This is a genomic window from Brevundimonas sp. UBA2416 (genome assembly GCF_002343105.1).
Lineage (GTDB): Bacteria > Pseudomonadota > Alphaproteobacteria > Caulobacterales > Caulobacteraceae > Brevundimonas.
Map to the genome: position 1 here is coordinate 201657 of NZ_DDRM01000019.1, position 13504 is coordinate 215160.

13 protein-coding genes are annotated in these 13504 nt (G+C 67.4%); 7 read left to right on the top strand and 6 right to left on the bottom strand.

The window, feature by feature from the left end:
- The coding region (aspS, locus tag B3E43_RS07415) for an aspartate--tRNA ligase (RefSeq protein WP_292028035.1) at nt 1–1324 on the bottom strand (1324 nt) is incomplete at its 3' end.
- Nucleotides 1325–1712: 388 nt separating this feature from the next.
- Here aspS and B3E43_RS07420 point away from each other — a divergent pair.
- Both B3E43_RS07420 and B3E43_RS07425 read left to right on the top strand, forming a co-directional pair.
- Entirely contained in the window at nt 1713–2396 is a 684-nt protein-coding gene (locus B3E43_RS07420; protein ID WP_292028037.1) for a DnaA ATPase domain-containing protein, read from the top strand.
- Nucleotides 2397–2501: 105 nt separating this feature from the next.
- Nucleotides 2502–3116 (top strand): hypothetical protein, encoded by a 615-nt coding sequence (locus tag B3E43_RS07425; RefSeq protein ID WP_292028039.1) that lies wholly within the window; start codon nt 2502–2504, stop codon nt 3114–3116.
- A gap of 6 nt (nt 3117–3122) precedes the next feature.
- Here the strand turns inward: B3E43_RS07425 and B3E43_RS07430 are convergent, their stop codons facing one another.
- Both B3E43_RS07430 and gatB read right to left on the bottom strand, forming a co-directional pair.
- The gene (locus B3E43_RS07430) at nt 3123–3731 is read right to left on the bottom strand and encodes a hypothetical protein (RefSeq protein ID WP_292028041.1); all 609 of its coding nucleotides are present in this window, start codon (nt 3729–3731) and stop codon (nt 3123–3125) included.
- 298 nt (nt 3732–4029) lie between these two features.
- On the bottom strand, nt 4030–5532 hold the full coding sequence (gatB, locus tag B3E43_RS07435; RefSeq protein WP_292028043.1) for an Asp-tRNA(Asn)/Glu-tRNA(Gln) amidotransferase subunit GatB: 1503 nt from the start codon (nt 5530–5532) through the stop codon (nt 4030–4032).
- Between the two features lie 181 nt (nt 5533–5713).
- On the opposite strand from gatB, the gene B3E43_RS07440 reads away from it, so the two are divergent.
- Complete coding sequence (locus B3E43_RS07440; protein ID WP_292028045.1) at nt 5714–7330, top strand: leucyl aminopeptidase; 1617 nt, start codon at nt 5714–5716, stop codon at nt 7328–7330.
- A gap of 16 nt (nt 7331–7346) precedes the next feature.
- Here B3E43_RS07440 and gatA read toward each other — a convergent pair whose 3' ends face one another.
- The 3 genes from gatA to B3E43_RS07455 form a co-directional block, all read right to left on the bottom strand.
- Complete coding sequence (gene gatA / locus B3E43_RS07445) at nt 7347–8825, bottom strand: Asp-tRNA(Asn)/Glu-tRNA(Gln) amidotransferase subunit GatA (RefSeq protein WP_292028047.1); 1479 nt, start codon at nt 8823–8825, stop codon at nt 7347–7349.
- Nucleotide 8826: 1 nt separating this feature from the next.
- Nucleotides 8827–9114, bottom strand: coding sequence for an Asp-tRNA(Asn)/Glu-tRNA(Gln) amidotransferase subunit GatC (gene gatC / locus B3E43_RS07450; RefSeq protein WP_292028049.1), 288 nt, complete (start codon nt 9112–9114; stop codon nt 8827–8829).
- Nucleotides 9115–9195: 81 nt separating this feature from the next.
- Nucleotides 9196–9711, bottom strand: a complete 516-nt coding sequence (locus B3E43_RS07455; protein WP_292028051.1) for a hypothetical protein — start codon at nt 9709–9711, stop codon at nt 9196–9198.
- Nucleotides 9712–9783: 72 nt separating this feature from the next.
- Between B3E43_RS07455 and ruvX the strand changes: the two genes are divergently transcribed.
- From ruvX to pyrC, 4 genes are all read left to right on the top strand, one after another.
- Nucleotides 9784–10248 carry a Holliday junction resolvase RuvX gene (gene ruvX / locus B3E43_RS07460; protein ID WP_292028053.1) on the top strand — a complete coding sequence of 155 codons (465 nt, stop codon included), beginning with the start codon at nt 9784–9786 and terminating at the stop codon, nt 10246–10248.
- Nucleotides 10245–11165: an AEC family transporter gene (locus tag B3E43_RS07465; RefSeq protein ID WP_292028055.1), complete on the top strand. Its 921-nt coding sequence runs from the start codon at nt 10245–10247 to the stop codon at nt 11163–11165. Before ruvX ends, B3E43_RS07465 begins: the two co-directional genes overlap by 4 nt.
- A 62-nt stretch (nt 11166–11227) precedes the next feature.
- A complete protein-coding gene (locus B3E43_RS07470) occupies nt 11228–12211 on the top strand; it encodes an aspartate carbamoyltransferase catalytic subunit (protein WP_292028057.1) in 984 nt (327 codons plus the stop codon).
- Nucleotides 12208–13494, top strand: coding sequence for a dihydroorotase (gene pyrC, locus B3E43_RS07475; RefSeq protein ID WP_292028059.1), 1287 nt, complete (start codon nt 12208–12210; stop codon nt 13492–13494). Before B3E43_RS07470 ends, pyrC begins: the two co-directional genes overlap by 4 nt.
- Nucleotides 13495–13504: the final 10 nt, after the last annotated feature.

Consider the following 13504-nt stretch of genomic DNA (forward strand, 5'->3'; position numbering starts at 1 on the left):
TCCACTCGAACATCGGGAAGTCGACGATCCAGCAGAATTTGAACTCGTCGTCGGAGATCAGGTTGAGGTCCTGGCCCAGTTTGGTGCGGGCGTTGCCGGCGAATTTGTAGAAGACGGCCGGGTCGCCGGCGGCGAAGAAGGCGGCGTCGCCCTTGCCCATGGCCAGGGACTTCATCAGGGCGTCGGTCGCCTCGGCGCCGAGGTTCTTGGCGATCGGACCGCCCCAGGCGCCCTGGTCCTCGGACCAGAAGATGTAGCCGAGGCCCGGCTGGCCCTCGCCCTGGGCCCAGGAGTTCATGCGGTCGCAGAAGGCGCGCGATCCACCCGTGGGGGCCGGAATGGCCCAGACGGCGTTCTTCGCGTCAGCTCCGAGGATCTTGTTGAAAAGACCGAAGCCGCCATCGCGGAAATGGTCCGAGACGTCCTTCATCTCGATCGGGTTGCGCAAGTCCGGCTTGTCGGTGCCGAACAGGCTGATGCTCTCCCGGTAGGGGATGCGGACGAAGGGATAGGGGTCGACCTTCTTGCCGTCGGCGAACTCCTCGAACACGCCGTGCATGACGGGCTCGATGGCGGCGAAGACGTCTTCCTGGGTGACGAAGCTCATCTCGACGTCGAGCTGGTAGAATTCCAGCGAGCGGTCGGCGCGCAGGTCCTCGTCGCGGAAACAGGGGGCGATCTGGAAATACCGGTCAAAGCCCGAGACCATCAGCAGCTGTTTGAACTGCTGAGGCGCCTGGGGAAGAGCGTAGAATTTGCCGGGATGCAGGCGCGACGGCACAAGGAAGTCGCGCGCGCCTTCGGGGCTTGAGGCCGTCAGGATCGGGGTCTGGTACTCGAGGAAGCCCTGCTGAACCATCCGCTGGCGGATCGAGGAGATCACACGCGAGCGCAGGACGATGTTCTTGTGCAGGGTCTCGCGGCGCAGGTCGAGGTAGCGGTGCTTGAGGCGGATGTCCTCAGGGTATTCGGGCTCGCCGAAGACCGGCAGCGGCAGTTCGGCGGCTTCCGACAGGACCTCGACGCCGGTGACGCGCAGCTCGATCTCGCCGGTCGGCAGGTTGGGGTTCACGACCGAGGCCTCACGGGCCACGACCTCGCCGTCGACGCGGATGACGCTCTCGGCGCGCAGGCGTTCGACGGCCTCGAAGCCCGGCGTCTCCGGGTGCAGCACCAGCTGGGTCAGGCCGTAGTGGTCGCGCAGGTCGATGAACAGCAGGCCGCCGTGGTCGCGCTTGCGGTGGACCCAGCCCGACAGGCGGACATTCGAGCCCGCATCGGTCAAACGGAGGGCGCCGCAGGTGTGTGAGCGGTAGGCGTGCATGGTCGGTTCGTCTTGGATTACAGGCCGCAAGGGGCGCAATTCGGGAGGCCGGAAGGGCGCATCATCGCCCCGGAAAGTCAAGGTTTGCGGGCCTGACAGGGGTCAAAAGACACGCCCCGTCCGAAAATCCCGAAAAGCTGTCTTGTCGATACATTCGCCCCTGCCCCGCGCTGCTGATTGACCGAGGCTAGCGGAACCGTGCGTCAGGAACGGACGCAGGCCCTGTTCGGGCCGGGGCTGGACCGGCTTGAGGGGCGAGACGGCAGGATCGGGGGTCGGGAAGACGCGGAAGATCGGGGTCCGGAAGACAGTCCGCGCGTCCACAGGCGCGCAAGCTTGTCCACGGGCATACGAGCCGTGCCGGTCCGCGTCTGCTATGAGGGGCTCAATGACCGCCCGCCCCTCACCCGCCGACCAGATGCGACTGCCGCTGCAACGCGACCTGCCCGACGGGGCCGAGGGCTTCGTCGTATCCGACTGTAACCGTGCGGCGGTCGAGGCGCTGGCGGACTGGCCCAATCTGATCGGCGGGGTCATGGCGATCTGCGGGCCGGCGGGCTGCGGCAAGAGCCGGCTGGGGCAGATCTGGGCCGAGCGGGTCGGGGCGGTGGCGATTCACGGCGCGGAGGCCGCGCTGATCGATCCGCTGGAGCTGGACGGACGTCCGGTGCTGCTGGACCCGGCGCGGGAGGTCGATGACGAGACCCTGTTCCACCTGATCAACCTGGTCCACGCCCCGGGCGGGGCGCTGCTGCTGGTCGCGCGTTCGGCACCGTCGAGCTGGGACGCCGCCCTGCCCGACCTGCGTTCGCGGCTGGACGCGGTCCTCAGCGTGCCGATGGAGGTTCCGGACGACGCCGTCCTGTCGGCCATGCTGGAGGCGCGGTTCGCCGAACGTGGCATCCGTCCGCAGAAGGACGTCATTCCGTATCTGCTGCGCCGGATCGACCGGTCGGCCGCGGCGGCGGCGGAGGTCGTCGAGCGGCTGGACGCCCTGCACAGGCCGGTGACGCGGTCGCTGGCGCGGGAAGCTGTGGAGGGGGCGGAGGAGAGCGGGGAGTTGTTTGAATAAGCAACCCTGCACTGACGGCCGCTTCTGTATCCGGTCGAGGTTAGTGCGAAGAGCAACTCTGCATCGCGGCCATCTCCGCATAGACTTAGCGCTAGAGGTTAGTGAATGGATTCGCCAAGTCCCGATATCGTCTTTGCCTATGAGGGCAGCCCCTATAGCGACGAGGTATGCGCGGAATTCCGAGAAGCCGTAGCAGCGGAAGGACTTGACCTAGCCTTCCAGCGATTGCCCTCAACCCGTGTATGGGCAGGACTGGACTGGCTGCTGCCCACGGCTTTTATGGTCTGGGTCGCCAAGCCCTATTTTGACGGCTTCCTAGAGGAAGCTGGCCGCGACCACTACGTCGCCTTGAAGAAGGGCATCAAGCTGGTCGCTGAGCGCTTGAGCCGCGTGACGGTCACCAAGATCGGAACGCCGGGCAAAGTCGCGCCCATCCAGCCTTATTCACTGGTCTTTTCTGTTTGGTTCAAACGGGATGAGGAGTCGCAGTTCAAGTTCCTAATCCCGAACAGCTTGTCACCCGAGGAAACCGAGACGGCGCTGGAAAGCTTCTTCGCCTTCCTTGATGGATGGCATGCGGGCACGCTAGCCCAAGCCGAACGTGCTGCTTTTGAGACGGCGCGTGGAATGGGCCGCGTCGTCCTTTTGGCCTACTCCGCCGAGACGAAACAAATTGAAGTCGTGGATCCGATGGCTGCTCATAGCGATCAGCCGATATGAGGTCCGTCATCCCCTGATTTGGCCGACGGCTACATGGTAGGTTGGCATCTCTAGTACGCCAAGTATTCGAACCCTAACCGCCAGGATGGACGGATCAACCGACGCTGCTGGATCAAAGGCGAGTTCATGAACATCGATGCTCGCCGGTTGATTTCCCCTTCCGCCTCCAATGAAGTCTGCCCGGTTAGAAAGATCGCGGTCCCGGATCACGGGATTTAGAAAGGGCTCGAACCCACCAAGGCCAAGTTCAGCAACAGCGAAAGCATGCGCTACCTTGGCCACGGTCAGGCAAACCGCTTTCGTGGTCATATGTGCTGTTGGCATAATCTCAACCGCTCCAAGCGCTTGACAGAGCCATTCCATGTGAGCGTCACGGTCACGCCAGAAGCCACCGCCCCTGATCCACATTTGGCTGCATCCGTCGCCACGCTCGGCGGACGCTGTTTGTCCGGTAAGCCTGTCAGGCAAAGGGTAGAGCGGCATCCCAATCAGAAACGGACAGATTGCCCTGTCGACATACGCAATCTCCCAATCTGTGCTGTGTGGGTATTTCACCTTTAGTTCTAGATGTTTCGGGCGGTCCTTCTGCCGGCGCGTCGGCATATCGTAGAGCATTCGAAGAGGGCCAAGGACCGTCCTCGAAAGCTCGCCTTCGAAGGCACTCGTCACCGCACTGCATCGCCCACAACTGGCTTTTGGGAGAATCCAGTTTCCTCCAAGGGAACGGGGAATGATGTGCTCATCGCCGAGACCATCTTTCGCCCCGCAATAGATGCACTGTCCGACGGGGTCATAACGTCGGGCTGTATGCGCTGGCAGCTTCAAGGAGGTGTTTCTGGTCAAGGCTGTAAGCCAAGTCTGTTGAGCGGAAGCGGTAAGATGAGCCGCCCCAATTACTCACCCAAGGTCGCAGTTACACCCCCAGCTTCGCCTTCAGGATGTCGTTGACCGCGGCCGGATTGGCCTTGCCGCCCGTGGCCTTCATGACCTGGCCGACGAACCAGCCGAGGGACTGGGGCTTTTCGGCGACGCCGGCGGCCTTGTCGGGGTTGGCGGCGATGATCTCGTCGATGGCCTGTTCGATCGCGCCGGTGTCGGTGACCTGTTTGAGGCCGTGCTTCTCGACCACCTCGGCGGGCGAACCCTCGCCGTTCCAGACGTGGTCGAAGACCTCCTTGGCGATCTTGGACGAGATGACATTGGTCTCGATCAGCTCGACCAGCTGGGCCACGTGGGCGGCCGGGACCGGGCTCTGATCGAAGTCGAGGTGGTCGGCGGCGAGACGGGCCGACAGCTCATTGGTCACCCAGTTGGACACCAGCTTCGCATCCCTGCCCTTGGCAGCGGCTTCGAAATAGTCGGCCTTGGCCTGTTCCGAGATCAGGACCACGGCATCGTATTGCGACAGGCCGTAGTCGGCCATCAGCCGGCGGCGCTTGGCGTCGGGCAGTTCCGGCAGATTCGCCTTGATGTCGTCGATCCAGGCCTGCTCCAGCTCGAGCGGAAGCAGGTCGGGGTCGGGGAAATAGCGATAGTCCATCGCCTCTTCCTTGGACCGCATCGAGCGGGTCTCGCCGGCCGTCGGGTCGTAGAGGCGGGTCTCCTGGTCGATCTTGCCGCCATCCTCGAGGATCTCGATCTGGCGCCGGGCCTCGTAGTTGATGGCCTGGGAGATGAAGCGGAACGAGTTGACGTTCTTGATCTCGCAGCGCGTGCCCAGATGGCTGAAGTCGCCTGTGGCCTTGTATTTGGCGTACTGGCCCTCGCGGCAGACGGAGACGTTGACGTCGGCGCGCAGATTGCCCTTCTCCATGTCGCCGTCGCAGGTGCCGAGATAGATCAGGATGGTGCGGATCTTCTTGACGTAGGCGACCGCCTCTTCCGGCGAGCGGATGTCGGGCCGCGAGACGATCTCCATCAGGGCCGTGCCGGCGCGGTTCAGGTCGACGTAGGATTCGGTCGGCGACAGGTCGTGGATCAGCTTGCCCGCGTCCTGTTCCAGGTGCAGGCGTTCGATGCCGACGTTGAAGAAGGAACCGTCCTCGGCCTCGACCTCGACGACGCCCTCGCCGACGATGGGGAAATAGAGCTGGCTGATCTGATAGCCGGTCGGCAGGTCGGGGTAGAAATAGTTCTTGCGGTCGAACTGGCTGCGCCTGTTGATCTGCGCATTGAGGCCGAGGCCGGTGCGGACGGCCTGTTCGACGCAGTATTTGTTGAGCGTCGGCAGCATGCCGGGGAAGCCGGCGTCGACGAGGCTGACCTGTTCATTGGGGCCCGCGCCGAAGCCGACAGCGGCCCCCGAGAACAGCTTGGCCTTCGACGCCACCTGGGCGTGGATCTCCAGCCCCATGACGATTTCCCAGGCGCCGGTGCGGCCCTGGATGAGTTTGGAGGTCGTGGTCGTGTCGGTCATGGACTTCACATAGCGGCTGTCGAGCCAGGGTGGGAGGGCAAAGCGGCGCGCGCGGCGCGGAATTGTTGCGGATCGTTCATGTGCAGCGCGACGCACTTGGTCGCATTGTCCCGGCCGGACGCCGCATCGCAAAGTCGGCGAACACCGCGCATTCATCCACCCATCAGAGAGTGTTCCCGACATGACCCGCCCCCGCTCACTCGTCGTATCCGCCGCCGTCCTGGCGGGCGTTCTCATGATGACCGCCCCCCAGGCGGCCTCCGCCCAGACCAACGCCCGCGCCGCCCAAGCGGCCGCGACCCCGTCACGCGCGGTGACCTTCGCGGAAAGCGCGCCCGAGGCCGGTGGAACCCTGGTGCTGCCGCTGGGCGCGGCGGGGGATCTGGCGACGCGGGGCGCCGGACTGGACGAGGCGACGCGGCAGGGCGTTGAGCGAGCCGCCGCTTCCGCCGAGTTCGGCTATCGCGCGCGTCAGACCATGACGCTTCGGGGCATCGGCGCCTGGGATCGCATTCTGCTGGTGGGTCTGGGCGCGGCCCCGGACGCAGGCGAGGCCCAGTGGAGCGGCGCCGTGGCGGGGCGGGCGTTGATGAGCGACGACGGGCCGATCACGGTGCTGGCCGGCGGTCTGCCGGCGGAGACCGTCGCCGGCTTCGCCACAGGGATGGGCATCGGCCACTATCGTTCGGACCTGTACCGCTCGACGCGGGAGGCGACGGCGACGGGCGGGACCGTGACCTTCGTCTCGGACGCGGCCGGCGCGGCGCGGTCCGCCTTCGAAGGGCGTGGCGCGGCGCTGGTCGAGGCCATGACCTGGACGCGCGACATCGCCAATGAGCCGGCCAATGTCGTTTATCCCGAGACCTTCGTTGATCGCGCGCGGGCCGCCTTCGCCGGGGTTCGCGGCGTGACCATCGAGGTTCTGGACGTGCCGGCCATGGAGCGGCTGGGCATGGGCGCCCTGCTGGGCGTCGGCCAGGGGTCGGAGCGTCCGCCCCGGCTGCTGGTGATCCGCTATCGCGGCGCGGGGGCGCCCGAGGGCGGCCCGATCGCCCTGGTCGGCAAGGGCATCACCTTTGACTCCGGCGGGATCTCGATCAAGCCGGGCGCCGGCATGGGCAATATGAAGATGGACATGTCCGGGGCCGCCGCCGTCACCGGCGCGGTGCTGGCCCTCGCCCGGTCCGGGGCCCCGGTGAACGTCGTCGCGGTCTCGGCCCTGGCGGAAAACATGCCCGACGGCGGCGCGACGCGTCCGGGCGATGTGCTGACGGCCATGAACGGCAAGACCATCGAGATCGTCTCGACCGACGCCGAAGGACGGCTGGTCCTGGCCGACGCCCTGGTCTGGACCGAGCGCAACCTGAACCCGGCGGTCGTGGTGGACGTGGCCACCCTGACCGGATCCGTCGGCGGGGCGCTGGGCGACGACTATGCGGGACTGTTCAGCCGGCACGACGCCCTGGCGGAGCAGCTGGACGCAGCGGGACGGAGCACCGGCGAACTGTTGTGGCGACTGCCGCTGCACGCCAGCTATGCGCAGGACACCTCGTCGACCATCGCCGACATCATCAACTCGGGCGCGGGCGGCGCGGGCGCGGGGACGGGCGCGTGGTTCATCGGGGAGTTCATCAGCCGCGACATCCCGTGGGCGCATCTGGACATCGCCAACATGGCCTATGGCGGTCCCAACGACTGGAAGCCCGCGGGCTCGGCCGGGTTCGCCGTGCGGCTGCTGGAGCAGTTTGTGCGCGACTGGCGGCCGGTCGCGCGCGGGGCGGGCGACGGCGGAGGGTGATCCCTCCCTCAGCCAATCACCACCACTTCTCAGGCTTCGCCACAAACCCCGCCGCGTCTTCCAGCGCGCTCGCCACCTGGAAGACGGTCGCCTCGTCCAGCGCCTTGCCGATGACCTGGAGGCCCAGCGGCAGGCCGCCCTTGTCGACGCCGGCGGGCACCGAGATGCCGGGCAGGCCGGCGAGGTTGGCGGTGACGGTGAAGATGTCGTTGAGGTACATCTGCAGCGGATCGATCTGCTTGTCGCCCAGCGCGAAGGCGGCAGAGGGTGTTGAGGGCGTCACAATGGCGTCGACCTTGTCCCAGACGGCGTCGAAATCCATGGCGATGCGGCGGCGGACCTTGAGGGCGCGGACGTAGTAGGCGTCATAGAAGCCGGCCGACAGGACATAGGCGCCGATGGTCAGGCGGCGCTGGACCTCCTTGCCGAAGCCCTCGGCGCGGCTGGTCTCATAGAGGTCGGCGAGCGAGGTCGTGCCCTCGGCGCGGTGGCCGAAGCGCATGCCGTCGTAGCGGGCCAGGTTGGACGAGGCCTCGGCCGGGGCGATGATGTAATAGGCCGGCAGGGCGTATTTGGTGTGCGGCAGGCTGATCGGAACGATCTCGCAGCCGGCGGCCTTGAGCCATGCGATGCCCTGGTCCCACAGGGCCTGGATCTCGGCGGGCATGCCGTCGACGACATATTCCTTCGGCACGCCGATGCGCAGGCCCTTGACCGACTGGCCGAGCGATCGGGTCCAGTCGGGCGTCTCGACGTCGAGGCTGGTGGCGTCCTTCGGGTCGTGCGAGCACATCGAGCGCAGCAGGATGGCGGCGTCCTCGACCGTCTTCGTGATAGGGCCGGCCTGGTCCAGCGAACTGGCGAAGGCCACCATGCCGAAACGGCTGGCGCGGCCGTAGGTGGGCTTGATCCCGACGGTCCCGGTGAAGGCGGCCGGCTGGCGGATCGAGCCGCCGGTGTCGGAGGCGGTGGCGGCCAGGCAGAGATCGCCGGCCACGGCCGACGCCGAGCCGCCCGAGCTGCCGCCAGGAGTCAGGTCAGCGTTTGAGGTCGTTGATTTCCAAGGATTCACGACCGGATCGAAGGCGCTGGTTTCGTTCGACGAGCCCATGGCGAACTCGTCCATGTTGAGCTTGCCCAGCATGACCGCGCCGTCGCGCCACAGGTTGGCGGTGACGGTCGATTCATAGGGCGGGACGAAGCCGCGCAGCATGTTGGAGCCGGCCGTGGTCTGGACGCCGTCGGTGCAGAACAGGTCCTTGATGCCCAGCGGCGCGCCTTCGAGAGCGCCGCCCTCCCCTTTCGCCAGCCGGGCGTCGGAGGCGCGGGCCATGGCGAGGGCCTTGTCCGTGGTCTGGACGACATAGGCATTCAGGCGCGGGTTGGCGGCGTCGATATTGGCGACGAAGGCGCGGGTGATTTCCTCGGACGAGAAGTCGCGGGCCTTGAGGCCGTCGAGGGCGGCCTTGAGGGTGAGTTTGGTCAGGTCGGACATTCTATTCGACCACCTTGGGCACGACGAAGAAGCCATCGGCGGAACGCGGGGCGTTGCCGAGCACGTCGGCGACCCTGTTCCCGTCGGTGACGACGTCGTCGCGAAGGCGCATGGGCTGGGCGACATTGGACGTCATCGGCTCGACGCCCGTGACGTCGACCTCGTTGAGCTGTTCAATCCAGGCGAGGATGCCGTTCAGCTCCGCGGCGAGCGGCTCCAGCCGGTCTTCCGGGGTCTTGATGCGGGCGAGGTGCGCCACCCGGCGCACGGTCGCGGCGTCGATGGCCATGCGGCCCTCCAATGCGAAACCAGAACGGGCGGGATTAGCCGCCCAGCCCCGGTTTCACAAGGATTCTGACGCGCTTCGCCGCTATCGCGCGGGTGTGACCGTCACCGTGGCCGGGACCGAGCCGTCGGTAGCGACGGCCCAGCCGACGATCACCCGACGCGTACGGCTGCCGATATTGCCCGTCGCCTCGTCCATGGTGCTTTCGTCGATCTCCAGATCGACGCGGCCGGGCGCCTCGGACAGGACGCGATAATCGAGGAAGTCGCCGATGCGGAAGATGCGCCACCCCTCGGCCGGCGAATCGAAGAAGGCGACGTGGGTATAGAGGCCGTTCATGGCCGGATCGCCGCCGGCGGTGCCGAACAGTTTGACGGTGCGGTCGCCCTGACGCGTCAACTCGGTCAGCTCGACCACGGCGGCGGCCCACTGATTGCCCTCTTCGGCGTCGGGCTGGACGGTGGCGGCGGGCCCGGCGGCGGTCAGGGGCGCGGCGGCGGGCGCGGCGTGTTCGGCCGGCAGAGCGGCCTTGCGGCTCTCGACCTGGGCGTCGCAGGCGGTCAGTCCGAGCAGGGCGGCGAGGAAGGTGACGGGCTTCATCGGAGATTCTCCCAACAGCAACGGCGCAGCTTGCACTTTGACAGGGCGGCTCGCCAGTCCTACCGCCAAGCCGTGACAGTTCTATCGCTCGAAGACCTCGCCGCCTCCACCCCGCCGGGCACGCCCTGGCTGGGGCTGGATCTGGGCGAGAAGACCATCGGCGTGGCGGTCAGCGACACGACGCGGATGATCGCCAGCCCGCTGTCGCTGGTCCGCAAGACGAAATTCACTGACGACGCCCATGCGGTGCTGAAACTGATGGACGGGCGCAAGGCGTCCGGACTGGTGATCGGCCTGCCGCTGAACATGGACGGCAGCGAGGGGCCGCGGGCGCAGTCGTGCCGGGCCTTCGCGCGCAATCTCCAGCGCATCCGGGCCGTGCCCTGCGCCTTCCAGGACGAGCGGCTGTCGACCAGCGCGGTGGAGCGGTTCCTGATCGAGGAACTGGACCTGAACCGCAAGCGGCGCGCCAATGTGATCGACCGCACCGCCGCCGCCTGGATCCTGCAGGGCGCGCTGGACCGGCTGAGGATATGACCGCCCTGCTCACCGGGGTCGTGCCGGTCTTCGCCATGATCGCCCTCGGCTGGGGGCTGAAGTGGCGGACGTTCCTCGATGACGACGGCTGGCGGGCCATCGAGCGGCTGACCTATTTCGTCTTCTATCCGGCCTTTCTCATCCCGGCGGTGTGGCGGGCGGATTTCGCCGGCGGCGCGGCCGGGCCGGTGGCGCTCGGGACCGTGGGGGCGGCAATGGTCGTGGCCGGGCTGACGGTGCTGGCCAAGCCGGCGCTGAAGATCAGCGACCCGGCCTTCACCAGCGTGTTTCAGGGGGTGATACGCTGGAACGGCTTTGTCTTCCTGCCCGTCGCGGGGGCGGTGTTCGGGCCGACGGGTCTCGGCATCGCGGCGGTGGCGTTCGGGGTCCTCGCCCCGGCGTTGAATGTGGTGTGCGTGCTGGTGCTGGCGCGCTGGGGCGCCGGTCAGGGCGGCGGCTGGCGACTGGCGCTGTCGTCGCTGCTGAGGAACCCGATCATCTGGGCCTGCGGGATCGGGGCGGCGCTCAATCTGGCGGGGGTTCCGAAGCCCGATCTGGTGATGGGTGTGTTCGATCTGATGGGGCCCGGCGCGATCGCGCTGGGGCTGATAACGGCGGGCGCGGGGCTGAGCTTCCGCTATGCGGCGTCGCGGCCGGTGCTGATGCTGAGCGTGACGGTGATCAAGCTGATCCTGCTGCCGATGGGCATGTTCTGGCTGACCGGCGTGCTGGGCGGGGACCGGATGGCGCAGGGGCTGGCGCTGCTGGCAGGCGCCTCGCCGGGGGCGGCGGCGTCGTACGTCATGGCGCGGCAGATGGGCGGCGACGCGCCGCTGATGGCCGGGGTCGTGGCGCTGACCACGGTGGTCAGCGCCTTCACCATTCCGATCCTGCTGGCCGCGTTCGGCTATATCTGAACACAGGATGTGAACATGGGCCGCTTCCGTTCGGGCGCGAGCGGCCCTATAGGCGGGCCTCGATGAGCCAGCCTGCCGCACTCACCGATCTGATTCTCGAGCGGCTGGCGCCGTTTCCGCGCAGCCATTTCCTGTCGGCGGGCGATCTGAACGCCGCGACCACGCCGCCATTACTGGATCTGGCCGACGCCTTCGTCGACTTCAATCGCCAGTCGTCGAAGTCTCTGGACCTGATGCGCGGGCGCACGGTCATGAACCTGTTTTTCGAGAATTCGACGCGGACCAGCGCCTCGTTCGAGATCGCGGCCAAGCGACTGGGGGCAGATGTGACGGCGCTGAGCCCCCGCACGTCGTCCACGGCCAAGGGCGAGACCCTGATCGACACGGCGGCGACGCTGAACGCGATGAAGCCGGATGTGCTGGTGGTGCGCCACGGAGCCTCGGGCGCGGCGGCCCTGCTGTCGCAGAAGGTCGGTTGCGCCGTGGTCAATGCGGGCGACGGGCGGCATGAACATCCGACCCAGGCCCTGCTGGACCTGTTGAGCCTCCGCCGGGCGTTCGGGGATGTGGGCGGGCTAACGGTCGCCATCTGCGGCGACATCGCCCACAGCCGAGTGGCGCGGTCGAATGTGTCGATGCTGCAGATGATGGGCGCGCGGGTGCGGCTGATCGGGCCGCCGACCCTTGTGCCGGGCGACGCCGACCGCTGGGGCTGCGAGGTCTTCCACGACATGCGCGAAGGGCTGAAGGGCTGCGATGTCGTGATGATGCTCCGCCTGCAGCTGGAGCGGATGGAGGGGGCGCTGGTCCCCTCGACCCGCGAGTATTTCCGCTTCTGGGGGCTGGACCGCGAGAAACTGTCATGGGCCAACGCCGGGGCGAAGGTGATGCACCCGGGGCCGATGAATCGCGGGGTCGAGATCGATTCCGACGTAGCCGACGATCTGACCGTGTCGCTGATCCAGGATCAGGTGGAGATGGGCGTGGCGGCGCGGATGGCGGTGCTGGCGGCGCTCTCCGCAAGGCTGGATGGAGACGCGGCATGAGCGCCATCGCCATCCTTAACGCCCGGCTTCTGGACCCGGCCACGGACTATGACGGTCCCGGCGCGGTGCTGGTCGAGGACGGGCGGATCACCGAGGTGATCCACGGCGGTGGCGCGGTCGCGCCGGCCGGAGTCACGGTCATCGACGCCGCTGGCCTGTGCCTGTCGCCCGGCCTGATCGACATCCGGGTCAAGACCGGCGAGCCGGGGGCCGAGCCGAAGGAGACGCTGAAGTCGGCCAGTCTGTCGGCGGCGGCGGGCGGGGTGACCACCATCGTCATCCAGCCCGACACCGACCCGGCCATCGACGATCCGGCGATGATCGAATTCATCCTGCGGCGCGGCGCGGCGCTTGGGCTGGTCAATGTCCGGGCGGCGGGCGCGGCGACCCGGGCCCGCGACGGCGTCCACATGGCCGAGCTCGGCCTGATGGACGAGGCGGGGGCCCTGTATTTCACCGACGTGGACCGGGTCATTGCCAACACCCGCACCCTGCAACGGGTGATGAGCTACGCCGCCGCCTTCAATGCCCTGATTTCCTGCCGTCCGGCCGATCCGTGGCTGAGCGAGGGCGCGGTGGCGACCTCGGGCGAACTGGCCACCCGGCTGGGGCTGGCCTCGGCGCCGGCCATCGCCGAACGCATCCAGCTGGAGCGCGATCTGGCGCTGGTCGAACAGACGGGCGCGCGGTTCCTCGTGGACCAGGTCTCGACCGAGGGCGCGCTGGAGACGCTGGCGCGGGCCCGGGCCAAGGGGCTGGAGGTCGCCGCCTCGGTATCGATCAACCACCTGTGCTTCAATGAGATCGACATCGGCGACTACCGCACCTTCTACCGGCTGGATCCGCCACTGCGCCCCGAGAGCGACCGGCAGGCGCTGATCGAGGCGGTGCGCGACGGACTGATCGACGCCATCACCAGCGCCCACGCCCCGGCCCCGGCCGAGGACAAGCGCCGGCCGTTCGCGGAGGCGACGCCGGGCGCGGTCGGGCTGGAGACCCTGCTGCCGGCCGCCCTGACCCTGCATCATGAGGACGGGCTGGAGTTGCTCGATATCCTGCGGCCCCTGACCCAGGGGCCTGCGACCCTGCTGGGGCTGGAAGCCGGGGTGCTGAAGGCCGGGGCGCCGGCGGACCTGATCCTGTTCGATGCGGGCGCGCCGGTGGTGATCGACGCGGACGCACTGAAGTCCAAGTCGAAGAACTCGCCCTTTGACGGACGGCGGCTGCAAGGCAGGGTCTTGCTCACGGTCGTCGGCGGACGCATCGTCCACGACACACGTTAAGAGGGACGAA

Bases quoted from the DNA above. Each gene is read 5' to 3' on its own strand.
- B3E43_RS07420 (WP_292028037.1), top strand. From the start codon at position 1,713: ATGACCGCCCGCCCCTCACCCGCCGACCAGATGCGACTGCCGCTGCAA.
- B3E43_RS07425 (WP_292028039.1), top strand. From the start codon at position 2,502: ATGGATTCGCCAAGTCCCGATATCGTCTTTGCCTATGAGGGCAGCCCC.
- B3E43_RS07430 (WP_292028041.1), bottom strand. From the start codon at position 3,731: ATGCTCTACGATATGCCGACGCGCCGGCAGAAGGACCGCCCGAAACAT.
- gatC (WP_292028049.1), bottom strand. From the start codon at position 9,114: ATGGCCATCGACGCCGCGACCGTGCGCCGGGTGGCGCACCTCGCCCGC.
- B3E43_RS07440 (WP_292028045.1), top strand. From the start codon at position 5,714: ATGACCCGCCCCCGCTCACTCGTCGTATCCGCCGCCGTCCTGGCGGGC.
- B3E43_RS07470 (WP_292028057.1), top strand. From the start codon at position 11,228: ATGAGCCAGCCTGCCGCACTCACCGATCTGATTCTCGAGCGGCTGGCG.
- B3E43_RS07465 (WP_292028055.1), top strand. From the start codon at position 10,245: ATGACCGCCCTGCTCACCGGGGTCGTGCCGGTCTTCGCCATGATCGCC.
- pyrC (WP_292028059.1), top strand. From the start codon at position 12,208: ATGAGCGCCATCGCCATCCTTAACGCCCGGCTTCTGGACCCGGCCACG.
- gatA (WP_292028047.1), bottom strand. From the start codon at position 8,825: ATGTCCGACCTGACCAAACTCACCCTCAAGGCCGCCCTCGACGGCCTC.
- gatB (WP_292028043.1), bottom strand. From the start codon at position 5,532: ATGACCGACACGACCACGACCTCCAAACTCATCCAGGGCCGCACCGGC.
- B3E43_RS07455 (WP_292028051.1), bottom strand. From the start codon at position 9,711: ATGAAGCCCGTCACCTTCCTCGCCGCCCTGCTCGGACTGACCGCCTGC.